The 26,815-nt window shown below is 64.8% G+C and carries 25 protein-coding genes and 1 tRNA gene; 14 read left to right on the top strand and 12 right to left on the bottom strand.

What is annotated here, in order from left to right:
* Positions 1 to 86: 86 nt before the first annotated feature.
* The 3 genes from P1IM2_RS17285 to P1IM2_RS17295 are packed head-to-tail and all read left to right on the top strand — an operon-like array spanning position 87 to position 3,729.
* Positions 87 to 1,382, top strand: coding sequence for a 3-methyl-2-oxobutanoate dehydrogenase (2-methylpropanoyl-transferring) subunit alpha (locus P1IM2_RS17285; RefSeq protein WP_186403265.1), 1,296 nt, complete (start codon positions 87 to 89; stop codon positions 1,380 to 1,382).
* 26 nt (positions 1,383 to 1,408) lie between these two features.
* Positions 1,409 to 2,413, top strand: a complete 1,005-nt coding sequence (locus tag P1IM2_RS17290; RefSeq protein ID WP_003051495.1) for an alpha-ketoacid dehydrogenase subunit beta — start codon at positions 1,409 to 1,411, stop codon at positions 2,411 to 2,413.
* Positions 2,414 to 2,418: 5 nt separating this feature from the next.
* Positions 2,419 to 3,729 carry a dihydrolipoamide acetyltransferase family protein gene (locus tag P1IM2_RS17295; protein WP_186403266.1) on the top strand — a complete coding sequence of 437 codons (1,311 nt, stop codon included), beginning with the start codon at positions 2,419 to 2,421 and terminating at the stop codon, positions 3,727 to 3,729.
* A gap of 60 nt (positions 3,730 to 3,789) precedes the next feature.
* On the opposite strand, the gene P1IM2_RS17300 is transcribed toward P1IM2_RS17295, so the two are convergent.
* The 4 genes from P1IM2_RS17300 to P1IM2_RS17315 form a co-directional block, all read right to left on the bottom strand.
* Entirely contained in the window at positions 3,790 to 8,919 is a 5,130-nt protein-coding gene (locus tag P1IM2_RS17300) for a DUF11 domain-containing protein (protein ID WP_186403267.1), read from the bottom strand.
* Between the two features lie 61 nt (positions 8,920 to 8,980).
* Positions 8,981 to 10,045: a DUF11 domain-containing protein gene (locus tag P1IM2_RS17305; RefSeq protein WP_186403268.1), complete on the bottom strand. Its 1,065-nt coding sequence runs from the start codon at positions 10,043 to 10,045 to the stop codon at positions 8,981 to 8,983.
* A gap of 73 nt (positions 10,046 to 10,118) precedes the next feature.
* The gene (locus P1IM2_RS17310; RefSeq protein ID WP_120649328.1) at positions 10,119 to 10,583 is read right to left on the bottom strand and encodes a hypothetical protein; all 465 of its coding nucleotides are present in this window, start codon (positions 10,581 to 10,583) and stop codon (positions 10,119 to 10,121) included.
* A gap of 11 nt (positions 10,584 to 10,594) precedes the next feature.
* The gene (locus P1IM2_RS17315; protein ID WP_186403269.1) at positions 10,595 to 11,596 is read right to left on the bottom strand and encodes a DUF11 domain-containing protein; all 1,002 of its coding nucleotides are present in this window, start codon (positions 11,594 to 11,596) and stop codon (positions 10,595 to 10,597) included.
* A gap of 209 nt (positions 11,597 to 11,805) precedes the next feature.
* Here P1IM2_RS17315 and P1IM2_RS17320 point away from each other — a divergent pair, with 209 nt between their 5' ends.
* Positions 11,806 to 13,002, top strand: coding sequence for an AI-2E family transporter (locus tag P1IM2_RS17320; RefSeq protein WP_058811659.1), 1,197 nt, complete (start codon positions 11,806 to 11,808; stop codon positions 13,000 to 13,002).
* A 43-nt stretch (positions 13,003 to 13,045) separates the two neighbouring features.
* Positions 13,046 to 13,122, top strand: a tRNA-Asp gene (locus tag P1IM2_RS17325).
* Between the two features lie 31 nt (positions 13,123 to 13,153).
* Here P1IM2_RS17325 and P1IM2_RS17330 read toward each other — a convergent pair.
* From P1IM2_RS17330 to P1IM2_RS17350, 5 genes are all read right to left on the bottom strand, one after another.
* Positions 13,154 to 13,366, bottom strand: coding sequence for a hypothetical protein (locus tag P1IM2_RS17330; RefSeq protein WP_186403270.1), 213 nt, complete (start codon positions 13,364 to 13,366; stop codon positions 13,154 to 13,156).
* Positions 13,367 to 13,446: 80 nt separating this feature from the next.
* Positions 13,447 to 13,689, bottom strand: a complete 243-nt coding sequence (locus P1IM2_RS17335) for a DUF2842 domain-containing protein (RefSeq protein WP_186403271.1) — start codon at positions 13,687 to 13,689, stop codon at positions 13,447 to 13,449.
* Positions 13,686 to 14,264, bottom strand: a complete 579-nt coding sequence (locus tag P1IM2_RS17340) for a 5-formyltetrahydrofolate cyclo-ligase (protein ID WP_186403272.1) — start codon at positions 14,262 to 14,264, stop codon at positions 13,686 to 13,688. The genes P1IM2_RS17335 and P1IM2_RS17340 overlap by 4 nt, the downstream gene beginning before the upstream one ends.
* 224 nt (positions 14,265 to 14,488) lie before the next feature.
* Positions 14,489 to 14,917, bottom strand: coding sequence for a cell division protein ZapA (locus tag P1IM2_RS17345; RefSeq protein ID WP_186403273.1), 429 nt, complete (start codon positions 14,915 to 14,917; stop codon positions 14,489 to 14,491).
* Positions 14,910 to 15,110: a hypothetical protein gene (locus P1IM2_RS17350; RefSeq protein ID WP_003051535.1), complete on the bottom strand. Its 201-nt coding sequence runs from the start codon at positions 15,108 to 15,110 to the stop codon at positions 14,910 to 14,912. The genes P1IM2_RS17345 and P1IM2_RS17350 overlap by 8 nt, the downstream gene beginning before the upstream one ends.
* Before the next feature lie 147 nt (positions 15,111 to 15,257).
* On the opposite strand from P1IM2_RS17350, the gene tkt reads away from it, so the two are divergent.
* From tkt to P1IM2_RS17375, 5 genes are all read left to right on the top strand, one after another.
* Positions 15,258 to 17,225 carry a transketolase gene (gene tkt / locus P1IM2_RS17355; RefSeq protein WP_186403274.1) on the top strand — a complete coding sequence of 656 codons (1,968 nt, stop codon included), beginning with the start codon at positions 15,258 to 15,260 and terminating at the stop codon, positions 17,223 to 17,225.
* A 37-nt stretch (positions 17,226 to 17,262) separates the two neighbouring features.
* Complete coding sequence (gap, locus tag P1IM2_RS17360; protein WP_186403275.1) at positions 17,263 to 18,270, top strand: type I glyceraldehyde-3-phosphate dehydrogenase; 1,008 nt, start codon at positions 17,263 to 17,265, stop codon at positions 18,268 to 18,270.
* Between the two features lie 137 nt (positions 18,271 to 18,407).
* The gene (locus tag P1IM2_RS17365; protein ID WP_186403276.1) at positions 18,408 to 19,604 is read left to right on the top strand and encodes a phosphoglycerate kinase; all 1,197 of its coding nucleotides are present in this window, start codon (positions 18,408 to 18,410) and stop codon (positions 19,602 to 19,604) included.
* Between the two features lie 77 nt (positions 19,605 to 19,681).
* Positions 19,682 to 20,572 (top strand): fructose bisphosphate aldolase, encoded by an 891-nt coding sequence (locus P1IM2_RS17370; protein WP_186403277.1) that lies wholly within the window; start codon positions 19,682 to 19,684, stop codon positions 20,570 to 20,572.
* Positions 20,572 to 21,228: an O-methyltransferase gene (locus P1IM2_RS17375; RefSeq protein ID WP_186403278.1), complete on the top strand. Its 657-nt coding sequence runs from the start codon at positions 20,572 to 20,574 to the stop codon at positions 21,226 to 21,228. The genes P1IM2_RS17370 and P1IM2_RS17375 overlap by 1 nt, the downstream gene beginning before the upstream one ends.
* Here P1IM2_RS17375 and P1IM2_RS17380 read toward each other — a convergent pair.
* On the bottom strand, positions 21,225 to 21,626 hold the full coding sequence (locus P1IM2_RS17380) for a hypothetical protein (RefSeq protein WP_260834189.1): 402 nt from the start codon (positions 21,624 to 21,626) through the stop codon (positions 21,225 to 21,227). The two genes, P1IM2_RS17375 and P1IM2_RS17380, sit on opposite strands and share 4 nt — an antisense overlap.
* Before the next feature lie 35 nt (positions 21,627 to 21,661).
* Here P1IM2_RS17380 and thiE point away from each other — a divergent pair, with 35 nt between their 5' ends.
* The gene (thiE, locus tag P1IM2_RS17385; protein WP_186403280.1) at positions 21,662 to 22,291 is read left to right on the top strand and encodes a thiamine phosphate synthase; all 630 of its coding nucleotides are present in this window, start codon (positions 21,662 to 21,664) and stop codon (positions 22,289 to 22,291) included.
* Between the two features lie 10 nt (positions 22,292 to 22,301).
* On the opposite strand, the gene P1IM2_RS17390 is transcribed toward thiE, so the two are convergent.
* Positions 22,302 to 22,448 (bottom strand): hypothetical protein, encoded by a 147-nt coding sequence (locus tag P1IM2_RS17390; RefSeq protein WP_186403281.1) that lies wholly within the window; start codon positions 22,446 to 22,448, stop codon positions 22,302 to 22,304.
* A gap of 137 nt (positions 22,449 to 22,585) precedes the next feature.
* Here P1IM2_RS17390 and P1IM2_RS17395 point away from each other — a divergent pair, with 137 nt between their 5' ends.
* From P1IM2_RS17395 to P1IM2_RS17405, 3 genes are all read left to right on the top strand, one after another.
* Positions 22,586 to 24,547 carry an OPT family oligopeptide transporter gene (locus P1IM2_RS17395; protein ID WP_186403282.1) on the top strand — a complete coding sequence of 654 codons (1,962 nt, stop codon included), beginning with the start codon at positions 22,586 to 22,588 and terminating at the stop codon, positions 24,545 to 24,547.
* Between the two features lie 104 nt (positions 24,548 to 24,651).
* The gene (gene efp, locus P1IM2_RS17400; RefSeq protein ID WP_003051563.1) at positions 24,652 to 25,215 is read left to right on the top strand and encodes an elongation factor P; all 564 of its coding nucleotides are present in this window, start codon (positions 24,652 to 24,654) and stop codon (positions 25,213 to 25,215) included.
* Between the two features lie 95 nt (positions 25,216 to 25,310).
* Positions 25,311 to 26,129 (top strand): inositol monophosphatase family protein, encoded by an 819-nt coding sequence (locus tag P1IM2_RS17405; RefSeq protein WP_058811896.1) that lies wholly within the window; start codon positions 25,311 to 25,313, stop codon positions 26,127 to 26,129.
* A 75-nt stretch (positions 26,130 to 26,204) separates the two neighbouring features.
* On the opposite strand, the gene P1IM2_RS17410 is transcribed toward P1IM2_RS17405, so the two are convergent.
* On the bottom strand, positions 26,205 to 26,690 hold the full coding sequence (locus tag P1IM2_RS17410; RefSeq protein WP_186403283.1) for a YbjN domain-containing protein: 486 nt from the start codon (positions 26,688 to 26,690) through the stop codon (positions 26,205 to 26,207).
* Positions 26,691 to 26,815 lie beyond the last annotated feature (125 nt).

A 26,815-nucleotide genomic window follows, 5' to 3' on the forward strand; every position in this document is an offset into this window, starting at 1 on the left:
CATTGCATTGCTATGCAGGAAGTAATAATATGTCGTCCAATTGAAATATAACGGCGCGGCGATTCGCGCCCTGAAGGGACGAAGATATGCCCGAAACGCATCGGCGCCCGGCGAGCAATTTGCCGCCGCTGTCGCTCCATATTCCCGAACCCCGCTATCGCCCCGGCGACACGCCCGACTTTGGCGATATCGACGTTCCGGCGGTCGAAGCGACCCCGCGTCCGGGCGAAGCGACCAAGCCCGATGCGATGCGCGACATGTGCTACGGCCTCGTCCGCGTGCTCGATTTCGACGGGCAGGCGAAGGGCGCGTGGGATCCGAAGCTCAGCGCCGAACGGCTGCGCGCGATGCTGCGCTACATGATGCTCGTCCGCGCCTTCGACGATCGCATGTTCCGGGCCCAGCGCCAGGGCAAGACCAGCTTTTACATGAAATGCACGGGCGAGGAGGCCACCTCGGTTGCCTCGACGATGGCGATCGACCGCGCCGACATGTGCTTCCCGAGCTACCGCCAGCAAGGCATATTGATCGCACGCGATTACCCGCTGATTCAGATGATGAACCAGATCTATTCGAACCGCGGCGACCATCTGCTCGGGCGGCAGTTGCCGATCATGTATTCGGCGCCCGAGCACGGATTTTTCAGCGTTTCTGGCAATCTCGCGACGCAATATCCCCAGGCGGTGGGCTGGGCGATGGCGTCGGCCTCGAAGGGCGACAACCGCATCGCCACCGTCTGGTGCGGCGAAGGGTCGTCGGCCGAAGGCGATTTCCATTCGGCGCTGACCTTTGCGACCGTCTATAATGCGCCGGTCATCTTCAACGTCGTCAACAATCAGTGGGCGATTTCCAGCTTTTCGGGCTTTGCCGGCGGCGAGCGGACGACCTTTGCGGCGCGCGCGGTCGGTTATGGCATCGCCGGCCTGCGCGTCGACGGCAACGACCCGCTTGCCGTCTATGCCGCGACCTTATGGGCCGCCGACCGGGCACGGACGAATAATGGTCCGACGCTGATCGAACATTTTACCTATCGCGCCGAAGGCCACAGCACCTCCGACGACCCGAGCGCCTATCGCGCCGCGCAGGAAGCGAGCGCATGGCCGTTCGGCGACCCGATCGCGCGTCTGAAGCAGCATCTGATTGCGCTCGGCGAATGGGACGATGCCCAGCATGATGCGCTGCGCGCCGAGCTCGATGATTTGGTAAAGACGACGCAGAAGCAGTCGGAAAAGCTCGGGATACTGGGCCACGGCATGCACCAGCCGTTCGAAACGATGTTTGAGGATGTCTTCGAGGAAATGCCCTGGCATCTCAAGGAGCAGTGCGATCAGATGCTGGCCGAACAGGAAAAGAAGTTCGGCCCCAATTGGAAGCCCGAATGATGGCCGGCGAAACCCAGACCAAGACGATGAACATGATCGAGGCGATCAACAGCGCCATGGATATCATGCTCGAACGCGATCCCAACACCGTCGTGATGGGTGAGGACGTCGGCTTTTTCGGCGGCGTCTTTCGCGCCACCGCGGGCCTTCAGAAAAAGCACGGCAAGACGCGCGTTTTCGATACCCCCATCAACGAATGCGGCATCATCGGCGTCGCCGTCGGCATGGGCGCCTATGGCCTGCGACCCGTCCCCGAAATCCAGTTCGCCGACTATATCTATCCCGGGCTCGACCAACTCGTGAGCGAGGCGGCACGGCTGCGCTATCGTTCAGCGAACGATTTTATCTGCCCGATGACGGTGCGCACGCCGTTCGGTGGCGGCATTTTTGGCGGCCAGACGCACAGCCAGTCGCCCGAAAGCATCATGACGCATATCTGCGGCGTGAAGACGGTCATTCCGTCGAACCCCTATGATGCGAAGGGCCTGTTGATCGCCGCGATCGAGGATAATGACCCTGTGGTCTTCCTCGAACCCAAGCGCATCTATAACGGTCCGTTCAGCGGCTATTACGACCGCCCGGTCGAACCTTGGTCGAAGCATGATGCGAGCGCGGTCCCCGAAGATTATTACCGCATCGAACTGGGCAAGGCGGCCACTGTGCGCGCCGGCGAGGCGGTGACGGTGCTGGCCTATGGCACGATGGTCCATGTCGCCAAGACGGTGATCGAGGAGATGGGCGTCGACGCCGAAATCCTCGACCTGCGGACGCTGCTGCCGCTCGACATCGATGCGATCGAAACCTCGGTAAAGAAGACCGGGCGCTGCCTCATCATCCATGAAGCGACGCGCACCTCGGGCTTTGGCGCCGAACTGGCGGCCCTCGTCCAGGAACGCTGCTTCTATCATCTCGAGGCGCCGGTCGAGCGCGTGACGGGTTTCGACACGCCTTATCCCCACAGCCTCGAATGGGCTTATTTCCCCGGGCCCGTGCGCATCGCGACCGCGCTCGAAAAGATCATGAAGGATTGACCGCCATGGCTCGCTATTCGTTTCGCCTGCCCGACATTGGCGAGGGCATCGCCGAGGCCGAGATCGTCGCCTGGCACGTCAAGATCGGCGAGCGCGTCGAGGAAGACGCCCAGCTGGCCGACATGATGACCGACAAAGCGACGGTCGAAATGGAATCGCCCGTGTCCGGCGTCGTGGTCGAACTCGCCGGCGAAGTCGGCGACATGGTTTCGATCGGCTCGACGTTAGCGGTGATCGAAACCGATGGCGAAGCCGCGGTCGAGGATGTGATCGCCGAAGAGGAATTCGAAGAGGACATCGCGGCCGAAACGCCGGGCGTAGAAGAGGCCGCACCTGCGGAAACGCCTACGTCTCGCCAAGCCGTTCGCCCTGAGCCTGTCGAAGGGCCGCCCTTGTCTTCTACCGCTGAAACGAAGGACGGGGCTTCGACTGGCTCTGCCCGGACGGAACAGGGTAGAGCCATCCTCGCATCACCCGCCGTTCGTGCCCGCGCGAAGGATTTGGGCATCGATCTGGGGCAGGTCCATTCCGACGGCGACCGCATTCGCCATGCCGATCTCGACGCATTCCTCCGTTACAGCGGCGGGCAGGGCTATCATGCCCCCGGCGCCAGTCGCGCCCGCGCCGACGAGCCGGTCAAGGTCATCGGCATGCGCCGCAAGATCGCCGAGAATATGGCGGCATCGAAGCGCGCGATCCCGCACTTCACCTATGTCGAGGAAATGGACGTCACCGCGCTCGAAGAGATGCGCGCCGACCTCAATGCCAATCGCGGCGGGCGTCCGAAGCTGACGATGCTGCCCTTCCTGATCGTCGCGATCTGCCGGACGATTCCGCAATTTCCGATGATCAACGCGCGCTACGATGACGAGGGCGGTGTAGTGACGCGTTACGGTGCCGTGCATCTCGGCATGGCAACGCAGACCGATGCCGGCCTGATGGTCCCGGTGATCCGCGACGCGCAGGACAAGAATGTGTGGCAGCTCGCGAGCGAAATCGCCCGCCTCGCCGAAGCCGCACGCACGGGCAAGGCCAAGGTCGAGGAGCTGACCGGCGGAACGCTGACCGTCACCTCGCTCGGCCCGCTTGGCGGTATCGCGACGACGCCGGTGATCAACCGGCCTGAAGTCGCGATCATCGGCCCGAACAAGATCGTCGAACGCCCGGTTTTCGACGGCGACGATATCCGCCGCGCCAAGCTGATGAACCTGTCGATCAGTTGCGACCACCGCGTTGTCGATGGCTGGGACGCTGCAAGCTATGTGCAAGCGCTCAAGAAGCTGATCGAGACGCCGGTTCTACTGTTCGCGGACTGAGTCTATGCCGTCATTGCGAGGAGCGTAGCTGCGCTCGCAATGACGGCTATCCAAGCTGCGTTACAATCCCAGCCCGGCAAAGCTCGTCTGGTCGAACTTCAGCTTGAAGGTCACATAGGCACCCGAGCGGGCAAAGCGCGCATCCTCGAAATCGCGGTCGTGGAAGCCCGCGAAATTATAACCGAAGGTGACATTCGCATTGGCCATCGGCGCGAGGGTCAGCGTCGGGCCGGCGGCCCAGGCGACGGTATCGCCGCCGGTGCCGACGCGAACGCTCCCGGAGGCGCCGACGTCGACATGCTCACCCAGATTGAAGCGGAAGTCGGCGCCGAGCATGTTCGACCAACCTTTGACGTCATCGGCGCCGAAGCGGTCGAAATTATAGCGCGTGCCCCAGAAGAAACCGAATTCGCCGCGTTCATACCATAGCCGGTCGCCGTCGCGCCGATCGCCGCGATCACCGAGCGGCGACCAGTTGACCGACAGGCTGTTGATGACGCGGCGGCTGGTCGCATCGCCGTCGATCGTCAGCGCCGCGCCGCCGATCGGCCCGGCCTGACCCGCGACAGCATCGCGCACCTTGTCCGAACGGACTTCGGTCTTGTTGAGCCACGACAGCCGCGAATCGGCCGGACGGTGCGCCCAGCTGAGTTCGAACTGGATCACTTCGGTCGACGGCGTGGTGCCGGTGCCGCTGGCTTTCGCATAGGTGAAGAGCGCGCCGAGCGCCCGGCCTTCGCCAAGCTGGCGCAGCCCGCCGAGCGTGAGGCCATAGCGATTGGCAAGCTCACCATCGCGATATTCGGCGCGGCCCGTGATCGTCCAGCGGTCGGCGCGATAGGTGGCGCCGGTGCTGACCGCCACGAAATCCTCGGTCAGCGCACCGTTGCCCGCGAGGAAGCCTCCCGACGCAGCAGGCTGGCCGGCATTCAGGACATCGCCCGCGCGGATGCCGCCCAGGGTGCGGTTGCCATCGACCGAGAGATCGACCGACCAGCGCTCGCCGAGCCGCAGCGACTGCGACAGGCCATAGGCCGCAAAGCTGCGCGGGCCATATTCGCTGATATCCTGCTGGTTGGCGGTCGCGAGCAGGCGTGCCCCGGCCCATGGCGCGAGATCGAAGCCCAGCCGCGCGGTGCGGGCCTTCACGCTGCTGCCGTCGGCGATTTCGTAGCTACCGACCAGATTGACGTCGCGCGTGATCGCGAACCGCGCGCCGAGCCGCTGACGGGTCGGGAAATCGACGCTTGCATCCTGTCCGCCCAGGGCGAATTCGCTCTGCGCGTCGAGTTCGAGGCGCTTGTCGAGCAGCCGCTGCGTCGCACCGAGCTGGACGATGTCCGATTTGTTGGTGCTGCCGTCACTGAGCCGGTCGTCGGCGTGGGTCAGTCCGGCGCGGAGCAGCGTGGTGCCATTGTCATATTCGACCAGCGCGCGCGCTGCCCGGCGGCGGGCATCGGTGTCGAGATAATCCTCCTGCCACGCGCTGCCCGTCACCGAAAGCTGGCGACCAACGCGCAGCCGCCCGTCGAAACCGAACTTGCGCGTGCCATTTTCGCTGCTGCTGATCTGACCGGTGCCGAAGCCGCTTTCCTGTTCGCGAATATATGCGAGGAAATCGGCGCTGCTGCTATGATGCTCGGCCTCGATCAGCCACGCCTTCGCGGTCCCGGTGGGGCTGCTGTTGCTGCTGCCTGCCTTGCTGCTTGCGTCACTGACCGCGATTTCGGCGCGAACCTCGGTATCGGCATCGGGCCGGAAGCGCGCATCGACGCCGCCGAGGTTGGTTTTGCGATCATTATCCTCGTCGTGGATCAGCGTCGCGCCCACGCGCAGCCGGTCGTCGTCGCTGCGATAGCTTACGCGGCCGCCGGCATTGAGCACCCGTTCGCCGACGCCATCGACTTCATATTCGGCGACGATAAACTGCGGATCGAGCGCCGAGGACCGGCTGAGTATCGGCTCGCGAAAGCGCAGCGTGCCAGCGGCATAATCAATGTCATAGTCGAGGTTGCGCGTCAGCGTCTTGCTGTCGACGATGCGTTCGCTGTGCAGCCGGTCGCGCGTTTCGATCGTGATGCGGTCGCTGTTCGGCAGAATGTCCCGCGCAGCGAGCTGATAGGGGCCGGTCAGGCCATTGCCTTGAATCTCGTCGCGGCGGAAGCGGTAGGGCGTATCGGCGGCGAAGGCCGTCGCGCCGAGGTTGCGCCCGCGATACTCCATCTTGGCACCGTTGAGCGCGCGCTGATAGCGGGCAAGCTGCGGCTCCGAAATGCCCGTCTCGAAATCGCCGAACATCGCATAGAATTGCGGCCGTTCGAGCCGCAGATAGAGCTTGCGAACCGACGCGGCATCATAGCGCGTCTCGTTGCGGTCGGCGTAAATGGTGTAATAGGCGCGCGGATCGATCACGCCGCCAAATCGCGCGTCGTCCTGTTCCTTGTCGCTGTCATAGGCCAGCGTCATCAGCCATTTGCCCTGGATGCGGCCCTTGGCATAGAGTGCGAGCCGCGCATCGGCGTTGAGGTCGTCGAGCTTCTCCGCGACGGCTTCCATGCGGTCGTCCAGCGTATTGTAGCCGAGCGTGCCGGCTGCAAAGCCCACCACGGTCCAGGGGCGATTGCCCGGATCGAGCCAGGTTTCGATCGTCTGCTGGCGCTCGACCTTGGTGTCGCGAAAGCGGAAATCGATCGTCAGGGTTCCCGAAGCGGTCGTCGGTTCGAGCTCGATGAAGGCAAGACCGTCGTCACCTTCGGTCTTCCATACCGGCTGTGCGCGTTCGAGGCCGGCGAGCTGACGTGCCTGCTGCGCTTCGGCCTCGACCGCCGGGTAATAGGGTGCGGGGACGCTGAAATCGCCCGTCAGCCCGGCGCGGATCGGCTTGCCGTCGCGATCGGTCAGGCGCACAGCGATTACCGGGCGCGTGACACCGTCCGCCACAAGCACCGATTTTTCCCGCACCAATGTCGCGCGCATCGGCGTGATCGAATAATGGACATTGCGCTCGATCGTCTGCACCGGCGCGCCGTTCGCATCCTCGACCTTCGCTTCGAGGCGATTCTCGCCCTCGGCAATCTCGATCCCGCGCCAGACACTGACCGCGACGCTGCCATCGGCCGACTTGCTGACGCCTTCGAAATTGAGCGCGTTGACCGGCTTGCCATTGATACTGAGCGTCACGCGCTGCCCCGGCAGATGCTTGACTGCGGCGCGGATCGATTTGCCGCGCGGATTATGATCGGGTTCGGGAAAGATCCAACCGATGCCCGGTGCCTGGCCGGCAAGCCAGTCGCGATTGGCGCCTGCGGCTTCGGGGTCGCTCAACACTTTGCGGGTTTCGGCAGCGTTGGTCGCCGGAGCGGCGCGCGGCGCGCTGATCGCGGCCCGGAAATCGGCGCGCTTCAGCGAACCGCCGCGACCTTCGGCGAAGCGCGAGATCGCGCTGCCGGTATCGACGGTGGAGCGGGCGCAATCGACCGGCGCGCGGTCGAGCGGCAGGGTCGAAGGATCGATCTGGACGACGTGCAGGCCCGGGCGAACGCCTTCGAAATGATAGCGGCCATCCTCGTCGGTGACGGTGTAGCTGCCGTCCTGGAGCATCACGCGGACGCCGCCGATCCCGCGAGCCTTGCCCGGGTCGACGGCGCAGCCGCCGTCGGTGATACGGCCGATGATCGTCATACGGTCGCCAAGCTGGTCGCGTTTGATCGCGATCGTCGCTTCGGCGACGTTGCTGGCGGTCCCGCGGTTGTCCTGCGCCGTCGCGCGATTGAGCGCGCTGCCCGGCTGCGCCGAAACGGTGACTTCAGCGACATAGGTCAGCAGGGCCGACGCCGAGGGGGCGATGGAGGGAAGGGCGACACTGAAGTTGCGTCCGTCGGCTGCCACGATCGGGTCGACGCGCGTGCCGTCGATGCGAACCGTATCGGCGCGAAGGCGCATCCCGGCGGGCAACTGGTCGCTGACCGTCACTGCGCCGGTCGTCCGCCGCGCGTCGCGGTTCGACACGGTGATGCGATACTGGACGACATCGCCGGGCACCGCGATCTGCGTCGAAGTCGTCTTGGCGATCACCAACGGCTGGCCGGGCTGATCGACGGGAATATCGACCCGCACCGGGGCAGGGCTGGAAAGCGTGAAGGCGCGGCTGTAGCTCGCGTCGGTGATCGTGAAGGGCTGACCGTCGTCGGGACGGCGCAAGCCCGCAAGATCCGCAGGGCTGGAAGCCGAGGGCGCGGTGTAAGGCGCGGGCGGTTCGACGAGCAGTCGATAGGTGCCGGGCGCCACAAAGGGAAAGCGATAGTCGCCCGCGGGGAAGGTATAGACCGTGCCTCCGCTGTCGGTGACGTTCTGCCCGGTGACGACCGTGGACGGGTAGGAGGAGGTTCCGTCGTCGCCGAACACTTGCGCCGGCTGGCCGGTTGCTGCGTCGATCAGCGTGACGCGGCTGCCCGCGACGGGCGAACCATCGCCACTGTCGAAGACGATGCCGAAGGGATCGACCAGAAAGTCGATCGTCGCGATGGCGACGAGGCTCGCATTGGCGCGATCGGTGACGCGGATCTGAATTGGCGCGCCCGGCGTGACTGACAGGCGGCAATCGCCGGCAACCACGGCGGGCGGAACGCCGATCGTGTTGATGATACCGACAAATTCGCCGCTGTTTGGCGCGGTTTCGGTCAGCGTGATCTGTTCATGATCGCCATTCTGCAAGTCGATGCTGACGGGCAGCAGGTCGCGCTGCGCCGGATCGGTATTTGCGGAGGCGAGGGTGACGCCGACGACAAGCATTTCGCCCGCCCGGAAGCTGGCGGTGCTCTGCAGCGACGCCGGATTTGTCGGCAGGCCGGCATAGGGTCCGGCAAGCTGGATGAGTTGGCCCGCGCTCGCGGCGCTCAGGCCCTGTGCGGCGATGATCGACCCGCCGCAGGGCGTCGGAACGACCGGAACCGATTTGTTGCCCCCGCTGTCGACCAGGCGGTAGGTGCTGATGACCGGCTGCTCAGGCGGCCTTGCAAGCACCGTCACATCGACGCGATTGGAGAGCGTTTGCGCCGCGCCGCCGCTGCCCGTCCACTGCGCCGACGCGGTATTCGAAATCACCTGCGCATGCGCCGCGGGTGCCGCAGGCAGCAGGGCTGCCGCGACCAGGGCGGTCACATAGGAGAGGGTTTTCGAGCCGAAGGTCATCGCCGGTCCTGAAGGGGGCGGTGCCGCGCCATGCGCGCCGCCGCCCCCTTCGCTGGTCCTGTCAGTTGACGGTCGCGCGGAACAACAGGGTGCGCGTGTCGCCCGCGGCCACCGTCGCAACGGTGCCCGACACGACCGGCGCGGCATAGTTGGTCCCTGCCGCAACGCCGTCGGTGTTGCAGGTGCCCGCCGTAACCGTGCCGTTGACCCGCGCCGAACCGGCGACATAGGTCAGCTGCGTCGGCACGCTGTCGTTGATCGCGACCGACGTGGCGCTGGCACCGCCCGCGGCGTTGGCGACGAGGATGCAATATTCCACCGTCGCCCCCGGGATCAGCTTCGGATTCGTCGTTCCGTTGAACGGATCGTCGACCACGCGGCTGGTTTTGGTTACCGTGAGCGTCGCGGTCTTGACCGTATAATCGTCGGCGGCGCTATGCGACGCGTCGCGATTGGCGTCATTCACCCCGGCGACGTCCGCAAAGACAGTGTCCTTGGCGGCCGTATTGGCCCCGGCAGTTTGCGTAATCGCAGCGCCCTGCGTGCCCGAAGCCCCACCTTCACGTGCCGTCGCGCGGAGCTGGACGCCCGCAACAGCACCGGTGGAAAGACCGGCCGGGACGTCGGCGACGACGAACAGACGGATCGGCGTATCGGTTGCAAGCTCGTCGATATAGGTGACGAGCGTATCGGCCGCATCGAAGCTGCCGACCGTTCCCGATGACGTATTGTCGCGGTAGATGCGGACGTTGCCGACATCGAAGTTGTCGGAGCCGCCATGCGCAGCCGTCCCGCCAGCGATCTGGCTGGCCGTCAGTGCGAAATCGAGCACTTCGTTAGATGTATTCGTCAACTGGAACGTCGTGACGGCATTGCTTTGCCCCGGCACGACCTCGGTCGTGACGCTGCCCACTTCTTCGACAAGCAGATTGATCTTGCGGTCGACAACAAAGCTGTTCGACGCGGTCTGCTGGCCCTGTGCGACGCCGCCGACCTGATAGTCGACGGTGACGTTATTCGTAATAGTGGTGCCCGCGGTCGTGCCGGCCGCATAGGCCGGGCTGGCAGCGATCAACGCGATCGCTGTCATTCCGATGGCGCCCACATAAGTCAGCTTGCTGGTCATAGCTGAACTCCAGGCTTGTTCGGTCCCCTATTGCCCCACCGCCGGTGACCTTTAAGCGGTTATGATCAGGGGGTTATTTTACGACCCCCCTGAAGATGAGCTTGCCGGTCGCTCCCGCCGGGATCGGCTTCTGGAACGCCCAGCGAACGTGCGTGACGTCGGCGGGCTGCGCCGGGCGGCGCGTTCCATCGGCCATCGGCACGGTCAGATCGGCGAGTTGTCCCCACATCTTGCCGCCATCGACCGAGACGAGCGGCGGCGTATCGCCGGCGCCCGCAAAACGGACCGCAGAGGGCATCGGATTGGTGATGACGAACTTGTCGGCGGGCTGCGCGCCCGCGTTGCGATAGTTCAGCACGAAGACTAGCCGGTCGCCGGGAACGACGACCTTCGGTTCCTCGAGCAGGACGCGCTGCTTGCCGGCCGCGTCGGTCGTCACCCGCTCGACGAAGACATTATTGTCGAGTGCGACCTGGTTGGCGGCGAACGCCTGTGCCGGTGCGAGGGCGGCGATCAGAAGGAAAAGAGCCTTGCGCATGCGAATCTCCATCAGTCGATCTTGGTCTTGAAGGTAACGGTGCGGGTCTGGCCGCCCGCGACGGTGCCGAGTTGCACGCGGATCCGCGTGCCGTTGTAGTCGCCGGCATCGGCGTCGCTCGCATCGCTCAGCGGCGCACCGCCAAGAGTGATCGAGCCGGTGACATAGGATGTGTCGGCCGGAATATTGTCGGTGATCGCGAGACCGCTGACCGACCCCGTACCCGCGACCGTCGCGGTGATCGTGTAGGTGATCGTCGCCCCGGGAACGGGCTCGCTGCCGCCGAACGGATCGGCGATGACGGCCGATTTGACGAGCGAGACGGTGGCCGCCGACACTTTGTAGGCGCCATTGTCCTGACCGTCGGCGCCGGTCGAACCCACGACCGCGTCGCCGCCGCCCTGGCCCTGGCCCGCAAAGCTGGTGCCCGGCGCGCCGGTGCCGGTCTTGGCCGCCGCGACCAGCGTAACGATGCCGCGATCATTGTCGGCGACCGTCCCCGGTGTCGTGGCCACAACGAAAATGCGCGCGCTCTGGTCGGGGTTGAGCACCGGATCGTTCGATCCGGCGGTATAGAGCGTGTCGGTGGCGGCATCGAAGATGCCGTCGCCATTGTCGATGTAGATGCCGGTGATGGTCGGGTCGTAATTGTCGCCGCCGACATTGGCGATCGTGCTGAGCCCGAAGGCTTCCTGCCCGTTGCCGGTGTTGGTCACGGTGAACGTGAGCAGCTGGTTGGTCCCACCCGGCGTCGTTGCGACATCCGACGGGTTGTTCGAGGCAACCGTCACGTCGAGCAGTTCGTCGACGCGCAGGTTAACCGTGTTCGAATCGATCGTCTGCGTCCCCGCTCCGTTGTCGAAGCTGGCGCTGGCGGTGTTGCTGATGGTCGATCCGGCTACCGTACCGGCGGCGTGCGCCTGCATCGGCAGGGCGAGCGCGCAAAGCAACAGGGCGGAATAAGAGGGTCGAAGAAGCTGATGCTTCGCGCCCCCCACAGGCGCTTTCATCATCGAATTGGCTCCATAATTGCTGGTCCTTGGGAGCCGTCCTCGCGGAAAAAGGGTAATTTCTGGTTAAAATGGTGAAAATACTCGGCCTTTTGTCCTAAATGGGGACAGGGCAATAATGGCGCACCATTGGGCCAATCCATTCGGGCGCCACTGGCGCCGACGCCAAAGTGCGCCTAAGAGGATCGGGTTCAACGGGAGCGATCGACGCAATGGAGGACAGCGAGCACCCGAAGGTGCCACCCTTGCTCAAAGACGCAGCGCAACGCGTTGAGATCGATGATTTTCGTCGGGACCGGTTGCTCGCGGCGCTGACGCTTATCATCGGTGCGGCCTTCTGCCTGGGCCTGCCCTTCGCGCTGCAGGCCGGCGCCGAATTCTTCCTGCCGCTTACGGCGGCGATCGTCGTTTCGATTGCCCTCGTTCCGCTGCTCGAATGGCTCGAGCGGCGCCGCGTTCCGTCGGCGCTGGCGGCCTTTCTGGCGCTCTCGAGCTTTCTGATGCTGGTCAACGCGGCGCTGGCGATCATCGTCGTTCCCGCGACGGGCTGGTTCGCGCGCATCCCCGAATCGATCCCGCGCATCCAGACCAATCTCGCGCCGGTGATCGATTTCTATTCGACCTTGCAGAAATTCGTCGACCGCACATTGACCTCGGTCGCGAGCGGGTCCGAAGCGACCGCGCAGGCCATGGCCGCCACCGCGCCAACCTCGGTCGTCGACTATTTCATCTCGGCCGCGCCCGCGGCGGCAGTGCAGCTTCTCTTCGCGGTACTCGTGATCTTCTTCTTCCTCGCCGGATGGACGCGGCTGCGGCGCAGCACGATCCGGCGGCGCGGCAGCTTCGATGGCGCGATGCAGACCGCGCGCGTGATCCAGAATGTCGTCGATGCGACTGCCGACTATCTCGCGACGATCACGATGATCAATGCGCTGCTGGGACTGATCGTCTCGCTGTTGCTGTGGGCGCTTGGCATGCCGTCGCCCTTCATGTGGGGCGGCATCGTCTCGCTGTGCAATTTCGTGCCCTATCTCGGGCCGATCGTCGCCGCGATGCTCCTGGGTCTCGGCGGGCTGATGACCTTCGATGCGGTGGGGGTGGCACTGTTGCCCGCCGTCATCTTCATCGGGGTGCATCTGGTCGAGGCCAATCTGATCACGCCGCTCGTGCTGGGGCGACGGCTGACCGTCAATCCGCTGCTGATTCTCGTCTCGCTCAGCTTCTGGGGATGGGTGTGGGGGACGCCGGGCGCGCTGCTCGCGGTGCCGCTGCTCCTGATCGTGCAGACCGTCCTGGCCTCGACCGGCACCCCCGATCTTGCCGGTTTCCTTTTCGAACATGGGACGCTCACCGCGACCGAAGAGATGCGCGAACGATTAAATCGAAAAGAGTTTGATCGGGACGGTTGACAGGTCGGGGCGAGGGCAATATTGGCGCGGCTCCCAAGCGCAAGCGGGTGTAGCTCAGTTGGTTAGAGCGCCGGCCTGTCACGCCGGAGGTCGCGGGTTCGAGCCCCGTCACTCGCGCCACTTGCCCTGAATTTCGGCAGGTGGGCCTCCCTCAATCCTTGGCTTGGATCGCTTCCTTTTTTCGCGAATAGACCGGATAGTCGATCGCGCCGACCTTCTGCCGGGCAAGCTCCACCGACGCCATATCGAGCCCTTCCGGTATGGCGGGCCGGTCCGGCGCGTCGCAGATTTGCGCGATCCCGAAACGCCGCTGCATCGCCTCCTGAAAGGCGGCGAGATTGCCGATCGGAGCATCGCAGCGCAACTGGTCCTGCTGATAGTCGGCCCGGCAGCAGCCGCCAGCGCAGCCGATAGCCGGATATCTCGCTGGGCAGCGCCGATCCCCTATTGCGGGGCGCGCCAGCGTCCGGTTTCCATCCAGCACAGCAGCGGCCGCAGCGGCAGTACCCAGACCCAGGCGATCCCCGCGACGAGATAGAAAATCGCCTGGACCAGCACCGGCCAGCCGCCGACCCACGGCGACAGGCTGACGACAGCCGCGGCCCATGCGGTGATCAGCGCCAGAATCAGAAGAACGCCGGTCGGCTTGCGCCAGCTTGGCTGCGGATCGGCGGGGGGCTGGCTCACAATCGGTCTCCGGTGATGATAAATTCCTGCTCGGTCAGGACCGCATCGAGCAAAATGTCGGTTTGTTCAATGGGAACAGTGTCAACTTCCTGCACCGACCAGCCGATTCCGATGCGCGGAACCGCCGGATTTTCGGCAAAGAACCGGTCATAATGCCCGCCTCCCTGGCCGAGACGGCCGCCGTGGCGGTCGAAACCGACGAGCGGGCAAAGGATGATGTCGGGATGCGCGATTTCGGCGCTATCGGGCGGCTGGGGCGATCCCCACGGACCCTTGCGAAGCGCATCACCATCCTCCCACAACCGAAAGGTCATGGCGGGCGTGCGATCGCTATGATGCGGCAGCGCGACGCGCCGACGATCCAGCCGTAGCAGCGGGCGGATGTCGGGCTCGTCGCCCCACGGCGCGTAGGCGCCGACGACCGGGCCGGCATCAAGCAGCATGCGCAGTGCGTCGGGCATCGCGTGAAAGGCGGCGAGGCGCCCCATCGGGTCTAGATTGGCGACGAAATGACGGCGGCGAAAGCGCAACCGGTCGCGCAGCGCCTGTTTCTGCGAAGCGAGGTCGGGCGTCATGCGGGCCGGGCCTCCTTCAAAGCCTGTCGGGTTGGCGGGACCACCATGGGTCGGTTTCCGGAAGATCCTCTGACGCCAGTAACGTCAGGTGGGGGCCATGTACGTCGGACCAGGGTCCGGGCAGGGACAGCTCCCTTGGATGATGTATCGCCTCAGGGATTTTCGCAACGGCTCGTGCCGGGCAGTACCCGCCGATACCTATTTAGGGACGCGGAGCCCCATCCTCAAGCGCTTTGCTCAACCTTTGCGGCGAGCGCCTCGATCCGGTCGGCAATCTGGAGTAGTGCGCGGTCGTGCGCCGCGCGCGGCGCGGCGGCTGGAGCAGGTGGTGGTGCAGCCTTCAGCGCCTCGATTTCCTTGCGGGCCGCGGCGAGTTCGTCGCGCGCCTGCGTTTCGCGGCTTTCCGCCAGCGCAACCGCGGCGCGCAGCGAATCGGATTGCGGTTCGGACCTGTCGGCCTTGGCCTTTGCTTCCTGCGCTTCGTCGGCGAGCATGAGCGCCGCGAAGAGAAGCTGGCGCACCTCGGTGCTGCCGGGGATGGCGCGGACCTTTTCGTCGATCAGTCCGGCCAGCTTCTGAAGCTGCGGTTCTTCGCCGTCGGCGCAGGTCAGGTCATAGGTGCGCCCGGCTATGTTCAGTCGGACATCAGCCACGATTCGCCTCCGCAATCAGTCGGTCCAGTTCACCGATAACAGCGTTAACTTCGGCTTTCAGGGCCGATTGATCGCTTGTCGGTTGATCGGATGCGCCGCGTTCGGCGCGCTCGGCCAGGCTCTTTTCGATGCGGCTCAGCGCGCGCTCGATGCGGCCGATGGCGAGGCTGGATTCGTCGAGATCGAGTTCCATGCCACAGGGGTAGCAGCGCCGGGGGAGGGGTGCAATCGCCTGTCGGCGCCGAAATGCGCGCGAATTCTTGCCGCGGGCGGTTGACTCTCGGCGGCGCCGCCGCAAAGGGCAGTCGCGCACGCCAGCCCAGACATAAGCGGGGAAAAGATGACACTGCCCGAACGCCAGCTCGCCAACGCGATCCGCGCGCTTGCGATGGACGCCGTACAGGCCGCGAACAGCGGTCACCCCGGGATGCCGATGGGCATGGCCGACGTCGCGACCGTCCTCTATTCGGATTATCTGAAGTTCGATCCGACCGATCCGAAATGGGCCGATCGCGACCGATTCGTCCTGTCGGCGGGCCATGGTTCGATGCTCGCCTATGCGACGCTCCATCTCGCGGGCTATGCGCACCCGACGATCGAGGAAATCCGCAATTTCCGCCAGCTGAACAGTCCCTGCGCCGGGCACCCCGAAAATTTCGAACTCGCTGGCGTCGAAACGACCACGGGGCCGCTGGGGCAGGGGCTTGCGACCGCGGTCGGCATGGCGATCGCCGAGCGCCATCTCAATGCCATTTACGGCGACGACCTCGTCGACCATCGCACCTGGGTCATCGCCGGTGACGGCTGCCTGATGGAGGGCATCAATCACGAAGCCATTGGTCTGGCCGGTCATCTGGGCATCGGCCGCCTGATCGTTCTGTGGGACGACAACAAGATCACGATCGACGGATCGACCGACCTTTCGACCAGCGAGGATGTAAAGGCGCGCTACGCGGCGACCGGATGGCATGTCGACAGCTGCGATGGCCATGATGCCGCCGATATCCGCCGTGCGATCGACGCGGCGCTGGCGGATGATCACCCGTCGCTGATCGCGTGCAAGACGCTGATCGGCTTCGGCGCGCCGAACAAGCAGGGCACGTCGGCGACGCATGGCTCGCCGCTCGGCGCCGACGAGGTTGCGGCGGCGCGCGCCAATATGGGCTGGACCGCCGACCCGTTCGTCATTCCCGCCGACATCGCCGACGCATGGCGCGGCTTTGGACAGCGCGGCCAGTCGCTTCATGCAGCGTGGAAGAATCGCCTTGCAAATAGCGACAAGAAAACGAATTTTGAGGATCGCCTGAGCGGCAAGATCGCGCCGGGCGATGCATTCAAGGCCTATCTGGACGGGCTGGTCGCCGAACCGCCGAAGGTCGCGACGCGCAAGGCGTCGGAAAATGCGCTGACTGCGCTGACCGCCGACATCGCCTCGCTGGTCGGTGGCAGCGCCGACCTCACCGGCTCGAACAATACCAAGACATCGTCGACCAAGCCGCTGAACCGGAACGATTATTCGGGTCGCTACATCTATTATGGCATCCGCGAATTCGGCATGTCGGCGGCGATGAACGGGATGGCGCTGCACGGCGGCGTGATCCCCTATGGCGGCACCTTCCTGGTCTTTTCGGATTATTGCCGCGGCGCGATCCGCCTGTCGGCGCTCCAGCGTCAGCGCGTTGTCTATGTGATGACGCACGACAGCATCGGGCTCGGCGAGGATGGACCGACGCACCAGCCGATCGAACATCTGCAATCGCTGCGCGCCATGCCCAATCTGCTGGTGATGCGCCCCGCCGATGCGGTCGAGACCGCCGAATGCTGGGCGATCGCGCTGGCGCAGGACAGCCGTCCGACGCTTCTTGCGCTGACGCGCCAGAATCTGCCGCCGCTGCGTCATGACGTCACGGAAAATCTCTGTCTGAAAGGCGGTTACCGTCTTCGCAGCGCCGCCGCGGCGCGCAAGGTGGTGCTGGTCGCGACCGGCTCCGAAGTATCGCTGGCGCTCGATGTCGCCGAAAAGCTCGAAGCGGCGGGGCAGGGTGCCGATGTCGTTTCGATGGTGTCGACCGAATTGTTCGACGAACAGGATGCGGCCTATCAGGCCGGCCTGCTGCCCGACGATGCCCTGATCGTCTCGATCGAGGCCGGGACGACCTTCGGCTGGGAGCGCTACACCGGCCGCCATGGCCTGCGCTTCGGCATCGACAGCTTCGGCGCGTCGGCGCCGATCGACGATCTCTACCGGCATTTCGGCCTGACGGTCGACGCCATCACCCCCAAGATTCTGGCGCGGCTCGGCGCATAAGACCGACCGCCACCTTCCGCAGAAAGGACTAACCGACATGGCAGTGAAAGTCGCAATCAACGGTTTCGGACGCATCGGCCGCAATGTGGCGCGCGCCCTTCTCGAGCGCACCGATCATGACCTTGAACTGGTGTCGATCAACGACCTGGGCGATGCCAAGGCCAATGCCCGCCTGCTTCGCCATGACTCGGTTCATGGCGCCTTCAACGGCACCGTCGAAGTCGATGGCAACGACCTGATCATTAACGGCAAGCGCATCCAGGTCACCGCCGAGCGCGATCCTGCCGCGCTGCCGCACGCCGCCAACGGCGTGGACATCGTGATGGAATGCACCGGCTTCTTCACCAACAAGGTCGGCGGCCAGAAGCATCTCGACGCCGGCGCGAAGCGCGTACTCATTTCGGCGCCCGCCAAGGAAGTCGACCTGACCGTCGTTTACGGCGTCAATGACAGCCAGATCACCGCCGATCACCGGATCATCTCGAACGCGTCCTGCACCACCAACTGCCTCGCGCCCTTCGCCAAGGTGCTGCACGAAGCGATTGGTATCGAACGCGGCCTGATGACGACGATCCATGCCTATACCAACGACCAGAAGATCCTCGACCAAATCCACGACGATCCGCGCCGCGCCCGCGCCGCCGCAATGTCGATGATCCCGACCTCGACCGGCGCGGCGGTCGCCGTCGGCCTCGTCCTGCCCGAACTGAAGGGCAAGCTCGACGGATCGTCGATCCGCGTTCCGACGCCGAATGTGTCCGTCGTAGACCTTACTTTCACCCCGTCGCGCGAAACGACCAAGGAAGAAGTGAACGCGGTGCTCAAGGCGGCGGCCGAAGGTGCGCTGAAGGGCGTCCTTGGTTATACCGAGGAGCCGCTGGTTTCGATCGACTTCAACCATAATGCCGCCAGCTCGACCATCGACAGCCTCGAAACCGCGGTTATCGACGGCAAGCTGGTGCGCGTGCTGAGCTGGTACGACAATGAATGGGGCTTCTCGAACCGCATGATCGACACGGCGGGCGTGATCGCGAAGTTCCTTTAACAATATTCTGGTGCCCCTGCGAAGGCGGGGGCCCCTCTCCGACCGCATCGGAATGAAACCGGCGGTGATCAGGGGACAAGAGCGCAGGAGATGGACCCCCGCCTTCGCGGGGGAACACTCCGGGATCGGAGTGAGAGATGGCAGATTTCAAGACGCTCGACGACATCGGTGACGTAACCGGCAAGAAGGTGCTGGTGCGCGTCGATCTCAACGTGCCGATGTCCGATGGCGCCGTCGCCGACGACACGCGAATTCGCGCGGCGATGCCGACGATCCGCGAACTGTCGGACAAGGGCGCCATCGTTCTGCTGCTTGCCCATTTCGGCCGCCCGAAAGGGGCGAAGAACCCGACCCAGTCGCTCAGCCTCGTCATCGACGGCCTCGCCGACGTTCTCGGCCATTCGGTGATGTTCATCCCCGACTGCATCGGCGAAGGCGCCGAGGCAGGCGTTGCCGTTCTCGCGCCCGGCGACGTCGCCGTGCTCGAAAATACGCGCTTTCATGCGGGTGAGGAAAAGAACGACCCCGCGTTCGCCGATGCGCTTGCCGAAATCGGCGACATCTATGTCAACGATGCCTTTTCGGCGGCGCACCGCGCGCACGGCTCGACCGAGGGCATTGCCCACCGGTTGCCCGCCTATGCGGGCCGCGCGATGGAGGCCGAGCTCAAGGCGCTCGACGCGGCTCTCGGCAATCCCGCGCATCCGGTTGCGGCGGTTGTCGGCGGCGCCAAAGTGTCGAGCAAGATCGACGTGCTGCGCAACCTTGTCGACAAGGTCGATCATCTGATCATCGGCGGCGGGATGGCGAACACTTTCCTCGCGGCGCGCGGCGTCGATGTCGGCAAGTCCCTGTGCGAGCACGACCTCGTCGATACCGCCAACGCGATTTTCGACGCGGCGGATGCGGCAGGCTGCACCATCCATCTGCCCTATGACGTGGTCGTCGCGAAAGAATTCGCCGCGAACCCGCCGACGCGCACCGTGAACATCCACGAAGTCGCCGCGGACGAGATGATCCTCGATGTCGGGCCTGCGGCGGTCGAGGCGCTCGGTGACGTTCTGAAAAGCTGCCGCACGCTGGTGTGGAACGGTCCGCTCGGCGCTTTCGAGATTTCGCCGTTCGACGCCGCAACCGTCGCGCTCGCCCGGACAGCGGCGGCGTTGACGCGCGAAGGGTCGCTGATTTCGGTTGCCGGCGGCGGCGATACCGTCGCCGCGCTCAACCATGCTGGCGTTGCGGACGAGTTCACCTTTGTTTCGACTGCGGGCGGCGCCTTCCTCGAATGGATGGAAGGAAAGCCTTTGCCGGGGGTAGACGCGCTTAAGGCCTGAGTTCCCATCGCATTGCGTCCCGGGCGACGGGCCGCTATGCGCGCCGCACCATACGTATGCAAATCCACGGAGACGTTATGACGACCGCCAATGCCGAGATGCTGGAAAAAATCAAATCGGGCCAGGGTTTCATCGCCGCGCTCGACCAGAGCGGCGGTTCGACGCCCAAGGCGCTCAAGGGCTATGGCATCGACGAAGGTGAATATTCGGGCGACGAGGAAATGTTCGCGCTGATCCATGCGATGCGCAGCCGGATCGTGACCGCACCCTGTTTCAACGGCGACAAGGTGATCGGCGCAATCCTGTTCGAACGCACGATGGACGGCGAAGCCGACGGCAAGCCGATCCCCACCCTGCTGTGGGAACGCGGTGTGGTCCCGTTCCTCAAGGTCGACAAGGGTCTCGAAGCCGAAGCTGACGGTGTGCAACTGATGAAGCCCAATGCCGATCTCGACGCGCTGTGCGAGCGGGCGGTTGCGAAGGGCGTGTTCGGAACCAAGATGCGCAGCGTCGTCAATCTCGCCAACCCGGCGGGCGTCAAGGCGATCGTCGCGCAGCAATTTGCCGAAGCCGCGCGCATCGCCGCGCACGGCCTGGTGCCGATCATCGAACCCGAAGTGAATATCAAGAGCGCCGAGCGCGATGCAGCGGACCGGCTGCTACTTGCCGAACTCGTCGCGGCGCTCGACGCGTGGACCGGCGCGCCGGTCATGCTCAAGCTGTCGCTGCCCACCGAAGCGGGACTGTTCCAGCCGCTCGTCGATCATCCCAAGGTGCTGCGCGTCGTCGCGCTGTCGGGCGGCTTCGCGCGCCCCGAAGCGTGCGTCGAACTGGCCAAGAATCCCGGCATCATCGCCAGCTTCAGCCGCGCGCTGCTGGAAGATTTGCGTCACCAGATGAGCGACGCGGAATTCAACGGCTCGCTCGGCAGCGCGATCAACGAAATTCACGCCGCGTCGGTCGCCTGATGGCTGACAGCTGGGACCGCGTCGACACCTATATCGGCGAGAAGCTGATCGGCGACGACCGGGTTCTGGCGGCGGCACTCGCGCACAATGCCGAAAACGGCTTGCCACCGATCGACGTCTCGGCGGCGCAGGGCAAGATGCTCTATCTGCTCGCGCAAATGGCGGGCGCGCGGCACATCCTCGAAATCGGGACGCTCGGCGGCTATTCGACGATCTGGCTCGCGCGGGCGTTGCCGGACGATGGCGCGTTGGTGACGCTGGAAGTCGACCACATGCATGCCCGCGTCGCGCAGGCGAACCTCGATCGCGCCGGCCTCTCTGATCGGGCCGAAATCCGGGTCGGCCCGGCGTTGGACAGCCTTGCCGCGATGACCGACGTCGCGCCTTTCGATTTCGTATTCATCGACGCCGACAAGCAGCGCAATGTCGATTATGTCGCCGAAGCGATCCGCCTCGGCCGCAGCGGCACGACGATCATCGTCGACAATGTCGTGCGCGAAGGCGGCGTCCTCGATCCCGCCAGCAACGATCCCGGCATCCTGGGCACACGCGCGCTGTTCGATTTTCTGCAATCCGACCTGCGCATCGACGCCACCGCCTTGCAGACGGTCGGTGCGAAGGGCTGGGACGGTTTCGTGCTGGCGCGCGTCGTTTAAAGGCCGCCCATGAAGCGAAAGGCGAAGCGGTAGTCGCCGGGCTTGATCGCCTGGTCGGCGCGCTTGTCGGGATGCACCGATTCGAGCGTGATCGCGCCGTCGGCGAGGGGCGTCGGCTCGCCCAGCACCGCTTCGAAAGGCTGTGCCTCGCCATTGGGACGAAGCCAGAGCATCTTCACGCGGACGCGGCCTGCCCACACACAGGCGACTCCGACGGGGCAGCGACTGTCCTCGATCACCGCGACCGGCTGGATCAACGGGCCGTCGGCATAGGCGCGCTGGCCGATGGCGACATTGGCGGCGTCGGGCAATGCGGTAACGTCGCGAGTCGTTGCGCAGGCCGAAACGGTCGCAGCAGTGACGAGGGACAGGGTGGCGGCGCGAAACATCTTCTGCATTTGCGGCATGCTGGCGGCGTAGCTATGAACCCGCCATGACCGAACCGACCTGCCAGCTTTACCTCATCTCGCCGCCCAATGTCGGCGGCGACTTTCCGGCGCAACTCGAAGCGGCGCTGGCCGCCGGCCCGGTTGCCGCGTTCCAGTTCCGCGTCAAGGGTTTGACCCAGCACGAAGCGGCGCGCCTTGCCGAACCGCTACAGGCGATTTGCGCCGCGCACGATGTTGCCTTCATCGTCAACGACGACATGGCGCTGGCGAAGCGGCTCAAGGCCGATGGCGTCCATCTGGGGCAGGGGGACGGCGATCCGCAGGAGGCGCGGCGGCTGCTCGGCCTCGGCGCGCAGATCGGCGTAACCTGTCACAACAGCCGCCACCTCGCGATGGATGCCGGGGAGGCCGGGGCGGACTATGTCGCCTTCGGCGCCTTCTTCCCCACGACGACGAAGGCGGTCGAACATCGCGCCGAACCCGAAATCCTCAGCTGGTGGCAGGGACTGTTCGAGCTGCCCTGCGTTGCGATCGGCGGGATCACGGTCGACAATGCGAAGCCGTTGATCAATGCTGGCGCCGATTTCCTTGCCGTATCGGGCGGCGTCTGGAACCATCCGGACGGCCCGGCGGCAGCGGTTCAGGCTTTCGCCGCGCTGATGGCAGCGGATTAGGCCGCGCGCGTCAGGTCCGCGTGCGCGGACGCTCGTCGCGCGGTGCGTCATCGCACTTGCGCCACCCGAACAGGCCCGCGCACGGCGCCGGGCGCTTGACCGAAGCGGCCGCTTCGGGGCCGGGATGCGGCTTGGGATCGGGAAGGGTCGTTGTCATGCCCGGCTCTATGCGCCGCGCCGCGTGGCGATGATTGGATCGAAGCGTCAATTCGGTTTCGCTTCGTCGTGTTTCGATGCCTGTTTTGACTTGCCTAATCCGGCGCCGCCCGCAACACAGCGCGCGGGGAGAAGTTTATGTCCGATACCGACCAGCGCAGCGTTGCGATGCGCGAACTCACCGTCCGCGGGATCATCCTCGGCGGACTGATCACGCTGCTGTTCACCGCGGCAAACGTCTATCTGGGGTTGAAGGTCGGACTGACCTTCGCGACCTCGATTCCGGCCGCGGTCATTTCGATGGCGATCCTGCGCTTCCTGTCGGCGGCGACGATATTGGAGAATAATATCGTCCAGACGATCGCCAGCGCGGCGGGGACGCTTGCGGCCATCATCTTCGTCCTGCCCGGTCTCGTCATCGTCGGCTGGTGGCAGGGTTTCCCCTATTGGACGACCGCCGCGGTCTGCTTCATCGGCGGAACGCTGGGCGTGATGTTCTCGGTCCCGCTGCGCCGCGCGCTCGTCGCCGGGTCGGATCTCCCCTATCCCGAAGGCGTCGCTGCGGCCGAAGTGCTCAAGGTCGGATCGCGCGCAGGTGAGGGGGCCGAGGAGAATCAGCGCGGCCTGCGCACCATCCTGCTCGGGTCGCTGATCAGCGCCGGTTTTTCGTTGCTTGGCGCGATGAAGCTCGCGGCGCTCGAAGTGTCGAAGAATTTCAAGCTCGGCGCTGGCGCCACCGGCGTCAGCGGCAGCCTGTCCTTCGCGCTGATCGGCGTCGGCCATCTTGTCGGGCTGTCGGTCGGCGTAGCGATGTTCATCGGCATGGTCATCGCATGGGCGGGGCTGATGCCTGCGCTGACGGCGGCGCAGGGGCTGACAGGACCGGTCGACGATGTGGTCGGCATGGTGTTTTCGCAGCAGGTGCGCTTCATTGGCGCCGGGACAATCGGGGTCGCGGCCCTGTGGACGCTGCTCAAGATCGTCGGCCCGATCGTCAAGGGCATCAAGGGCTCGATCGCGTCGTCGCGGGCGCGCGGCGCGGGCGAGGTGGTCGAACTGGGCGAGCGCGACCTGTCCTTCGGCATCGTCGCGGGGACAATCCTGGGCTCGCTGATCCCGATCGCCGGGTTGCTGTGGTTCTTTGCGCAGGGCGGCCCGATTGCCGCCAATCCGGTCGGCGTCATTTTCGCGACGCTGCTGTTCGTATTGTTTGTCGGTGCGATCATCGCCGCGGTCACCGGTTATATGGCCGGCCTGATCGGCGCGTCGAACAGTCCGGTGTCGGGCGTCGGCATTCTCGCGATCATTGCCGCTTCGCTGATGCTGCTCCTCTTCTTCGGGCGCAATCACAGTGAAGCCGATACCGCCGCGCTCGTCGCCTATGCGCTGTTCACCACCGCGATCGTCTTTTCGGTCGCGACGATTTCCAACGACAATCTCCAGGATCTGAAGACCGGCCAGCTCGTCGGTGCGACGCCGTGGAAGCAGCAGGTCGCGCTGATCATCGGCGTCGGTTTCGGTTCGCTCATCATTCCGCCGGTACTCGACCTGCTGAACCAGGCGTTCGGCTTTGCGGGTGCCGCCGGCGCCGGCGCCAATGCGCTGCCGGCGCCGCAAGCGGCGCTGATCAGCGCGCTGGCCAAGGGCGTGCTCGGCGGCGACCTGCGTTGGGATCTGATCGGCTATGGCGCATTGATCGGCATCGCAATCATCGCCGCCGACGAGATATTGGGGCGCATGGGCAAGCTGCGCCTGCCGCCGCTCGGTGTCGGCATGGGCATCTATCTGCCAATGTCGCTGACCTTGCTCATTCCCATCGGCGCGGTGATCGGCCATTTCTGGGAAAAACGTGCCGAACGCAGTGCGCGCTCCGAATTCTACAGCCGGATGGGCGTCTTGCTCGCGACGGGCTTCATCGTCGGCGAGAGCATTTTTGGCGTGCTGTTCGCGGGCGTTGTCGCGGGCTCGGGCAGCGATGCACCGCTGGCGCTGGTCGGCGAGAGCTTCGAGCCGACGGCGATCATCGTCGGCCTTTCGCTCTTCATCGCGCTGATCGCATACAGCTATCGGCGCACGCGCCGCGCGACCGAAAGCGTCTAACGCGCTTGCCCTTGGCCGCGCAGGCGGCTAAGGGCGCGCTCCTGTGACCGGCGCACCCGCTGCGCCGGCGGCTCTTTCCATCCTTGAACTAGCGAGTGTGCGCGATGAAAATCACCGGCGTTGAAATCCGTCCCGGCAATATTATCGAATATGAGGGCGGCATCTGGAAGGTCACCAAGATCCAGCACACCCAGCCGGGCAAGGGCGGCGCCTATATGCAGGTCGAAGCCAAGAATCTGATCGACGGGCGCAAGCTCAACAACCGTTTCCGCAGCGCGGACACGGTCGAGAAGGTCCGCCTCGACACCAAGGATTTCCAGTTCCTCTATGCCGAGGGCGACGACCTCGTGTTCATGGACAAGGACAGCTACGAACAGATCACCATTTCGAAGGATGTCGTCGGCGAAGCCCACGAATTCCTGCAGGATGGCATGGAAGTCGTGCTCGAACTGTGGGAAGAGCGCCCGATCTCGGTCGAACTGCCCGAACAGATCGAAGCGACGATCGTCGAGGCCGATGCGGTGGTGAAGGGCCAGACGGCCTCCTCGTCGTACAAGCCCGCGATCCTCGACAATGGCGTGCGGGTCATGGTGCCCCCGCACATCACCAGTGGTACGCGTATCGTGGTCAACGTCTATGACCGCGAATATGTCCGCCGCGCCGATTAAGAGGCGTCGCCCCCGCGCAGGCGGGGGCCGCTAGCGTTTTACATTGCCGACAGCGGCCCCCGCCGTAGCGGGGGCGACGTGTTGGAGGAAAGAAAATGGCCGTATCCGGCATCATCACCGTCATGGAACGTGCCGCGCGCAAGGCGGGCACGAAGCTGCGCCGCGACTTCGGCGAGATCGAGCATCTGCAGGTTTCGCAAAAAGGGCCGGCGGATTTCGTGTCCAAGGCCGACCAGGCGGCCGAGCGCACGCTCTATGACGAACTCACCCACGCCCGTCCGGGTTGGGGCTTCCTGATGGAGGAAGCGGGCGAGATCGAAGGCGAGCCCGGCAAGCCCCGCTTCATCATCGACCCGCTCGATGGCACGTCGAACTTTCTCCACGCGATCCCGCAGTTCGCGATTTCGATCGCGGTGCAGGAACCGAAGCTCGGCGGCGGCTGGGGCGATGTGACCGCAGGGTTGATCTACCAGCCGGTCACCGACGAAAGCTATTGGGCCGAACGCGGCCGCGGTGCATGGTTGCACGACCGGCGCCTGCGTGTCTCGTCGCGCCGCAGTCTCAACGAATGCCTGATCGCGACCGGCATCCCCTATATGGGGCATGGCGATTTCGGCCAGTGGAGCCGCATTTTCGGTGCAGTTGCGCCCGAAGTTGCGGGCATCCGCCGCTTCGGCGCCGCCAGCCTTGACCTTGCATGGGTCGCCGCGGGGCGGTTCGACGGCTTCTGGGAAGCCGATCTGTCGATCTGGGACGTCGCAGCTGGCATGTTGCTCGTGCGCGAAGCGGGCGGCTTCGTCAGCGATTTCCGCGGCGGCGATCGGGCGATCGAGCGCAGCGAGTTCATCGCTGGCAGCGGCGCGGTGCATTCCAAGCTGCAAAAGCTGGTCGCGGGCGCACTGCGCAACGCCTGAGCCGTCACGTAAGCGCAAAAAAGGCCATCCGCGGGATAACCGGGATGGCCTTTTTGCTGTCCGCGTTTTCGCGGCTCAATCTTCGTAGATGAACTCGCGATAGGCATCCATCAGCGCCGCCCAGGTGTTGAAGCTTTCGCCCAGATTTTCGCGCGGCAATCCGGCAAAATCGACGTCGACGTCCATTTCGAGCACCGGATCGCCTTCATTGTCGCGATAGGCGCGCGCGAAACGCTTATCCTTGTTCCAGCTGTTGAACTTTTCGAACGGCACATTCTTCGCGTCGTTGAAGCCCATATAATATTGCAGCGTCTTGCACTCCTTGTGCGAGTCGTTGCAGTTCATGAACAGAACGAGGAATTTCAGGCCGTTGCGGCTGCTCTCGATATAGGGATCGGCATCGCTGGCGGTCACCAGCTTGGCGGGCCAGCCCTGCGATTCGACGATCGCGACGATTGCGGCGGGATTCTTGGGCGTAACCAGTTCGGCATGGGCCGGCGTCGCGCCGAGCGCGGTGGCGGCAAGTGTGGCAAGAGCCGTGGCAAATGGCAGTTGGCGCATAAAGTCCCCCAGTTGGATGGCGGCAAATCGTGCCGCAACACGCGTCCCGTCAAGCCGCCTAACATAGCTTCGCCCGTCCTTGCCAGCGTTCCCCGCGCTTTTGGCGTTCGCAAGGCGATTTTCCT

The sequence above is a fragment of the Sphingopyxis sp. P1IMeth2 genome (genome assembly GCF_900185685.1).
GTDB classification, from domain to species: Bacteria; Pseudomonadota; Alphaproteobacteria; order Sphingomonadales; family Sphingomonadaceae; genus Sphingopyxis; species Sphingopyxis terrae_A.

Coding starts and splice junctions, on each gene's coding strand:
- P1IM2_RS17405 (WP_058811896.1), top strand. CDS start 25,311: ATGGCCGTATCCGGCATCATCACCGTCATGGAACGTGCCGCGCGCAAG.
- P1IM2_RS17305 (WP_186403268.1), bottom strand. CDS start 10,045: ATGACCAGCAAGCTGACTTATGTGGGCGCCATCGGAATGACAGCGATC.
- thiE (WP_186403280.1), top strand. CDS start 21,662: ATGACCGAACCGACCTGCCAGCTTTACCTCATCTCGCCGCCCAATGTC.
- P1IM2_RS17365 (WP_186403276.1), top strand. CDS start 18,408: ATGGCAGATTTCAAGACGCTCGACGACATCGGTGACGTAACCGGCAAG.
- P1IM2_RS17310 (WP_120649328.1), bottom strand. CDS start 10,583: ATGCGCAAGGCTCTTTTCCTTCTGATCGCCGCCCTCGCACCGGCACAG.
- P1IM2_RS17340 (WP_186403272.1), bottom strand. CDS start 14,264: ATGACGCCCGACCTCGCTTCGCAGAAACAGGCGCTGCGCGACCGGTTG.
- tkt (WP_186403274.1), top strand. CDS start 15,258: ATGACACTGCCCGAACGCCAGCTCGCCAACGCGATCCGCGCGCTTGCG.
- gap (WP_186403275.1), top strand. CDS start 17,263: ATGGCAGTGAAAGTCGCAATCAACGGTTTCGGACGCATCGGCCGCAAT.
- P1IM2_RS17295 (WP_186403266.1), top strand. CDS start 2,419: ATGGCTCGCTATTCGTTTCGCCTGCCCGACATTGGCGAGGGCATCGCC.
- P1IM2_RS17375 (WP_186403278.1), top strand. CDS start 20,572: ATGGCTGACAGCTGGGACCGCGTCGACACCTATATCGGCGAGAAGCTG.
- P1IM2_RS17300 (WP_186403267.1), bottom strand. CDS start 8,919: ATGACCTTCGGCTCGAAAACCCTCTCCTATGTGACCGCCCTGGTCGCG.
- P1IM2_RS17320 (WP_058811659.1), top strand. CDS start 11,806: ATGGAGGACAGCGAGCACCCGAAGGTGCCACCCTTGCTCAAAGACGCA.
- P1IM2_RS17395 (WP_186403282.1), top strand. CDS start 22,586: ATGTCCGATACCGACCAGCGCAGCGTTGCGATGCGCGAACTCACCGTC.
- P1IM2_RS17370 (WP_186403277.1), top strand. CDS start 19,682: ATGACGACCGCCAATGCCGAGATGCTGGAAAAAATCAAATCGGGCCAG.
- efp (WP_003051563.1), top strand. CDS start 24,652: ATGAAAATCACCGGCGTTGAAATCCGTCCCGGCAATATTATCGAATAT.
- P1IM2_RS17390 (WP_186403281.1), bottom strand. CDS start 22,448: ATGACAACGACCCTTCCCGATCCCAAGCCGCATCCCGGCCCCGAAGCG.
- P1IM2_RS17285 (WP_186403265.1), top strand. CDS start 87: ATGCCCGAAACGCATCGGCGCCCGGCGAGCAATTTGCCGCCGCTGTCG.
- P1IM2_RS17290 (WP_003051495.1), top strand. CDS start 1,409: ATGAACATGATCGAGGCGATCAACAGCGCCATGGATATCATGCTCGAA.
- P1IM2_RS17350 (WP_003051535.1), bottom strand. CDS start 15,110: ATGGAACTCGATCTCGACGAATCCAGCCTCGCCATCGGCCGCATCGAG.
- P1IM2_RS17410 (WP_186403283.1), bottom strand. CDS start 26,690: ATGCGCCAACTGCCATTTGCCACGGCTCTTGCCACACTTGCCGCCACC.
- P1IM2_RS17380 (WP_260834189.1), bottom strand. CDS start 21,626: ATGCAGAAGATGTTTCGCGCCGCCACCCTGTCCCTCGTCACTGCTGCG.
- P1IM2_RS17315 (WP_186403269.1), bottom strand. CDS start 11,596: ATGATGAAAGCGCCTGTGGGGGGCGCGAAGCATCAGCTTCTTCGACCC.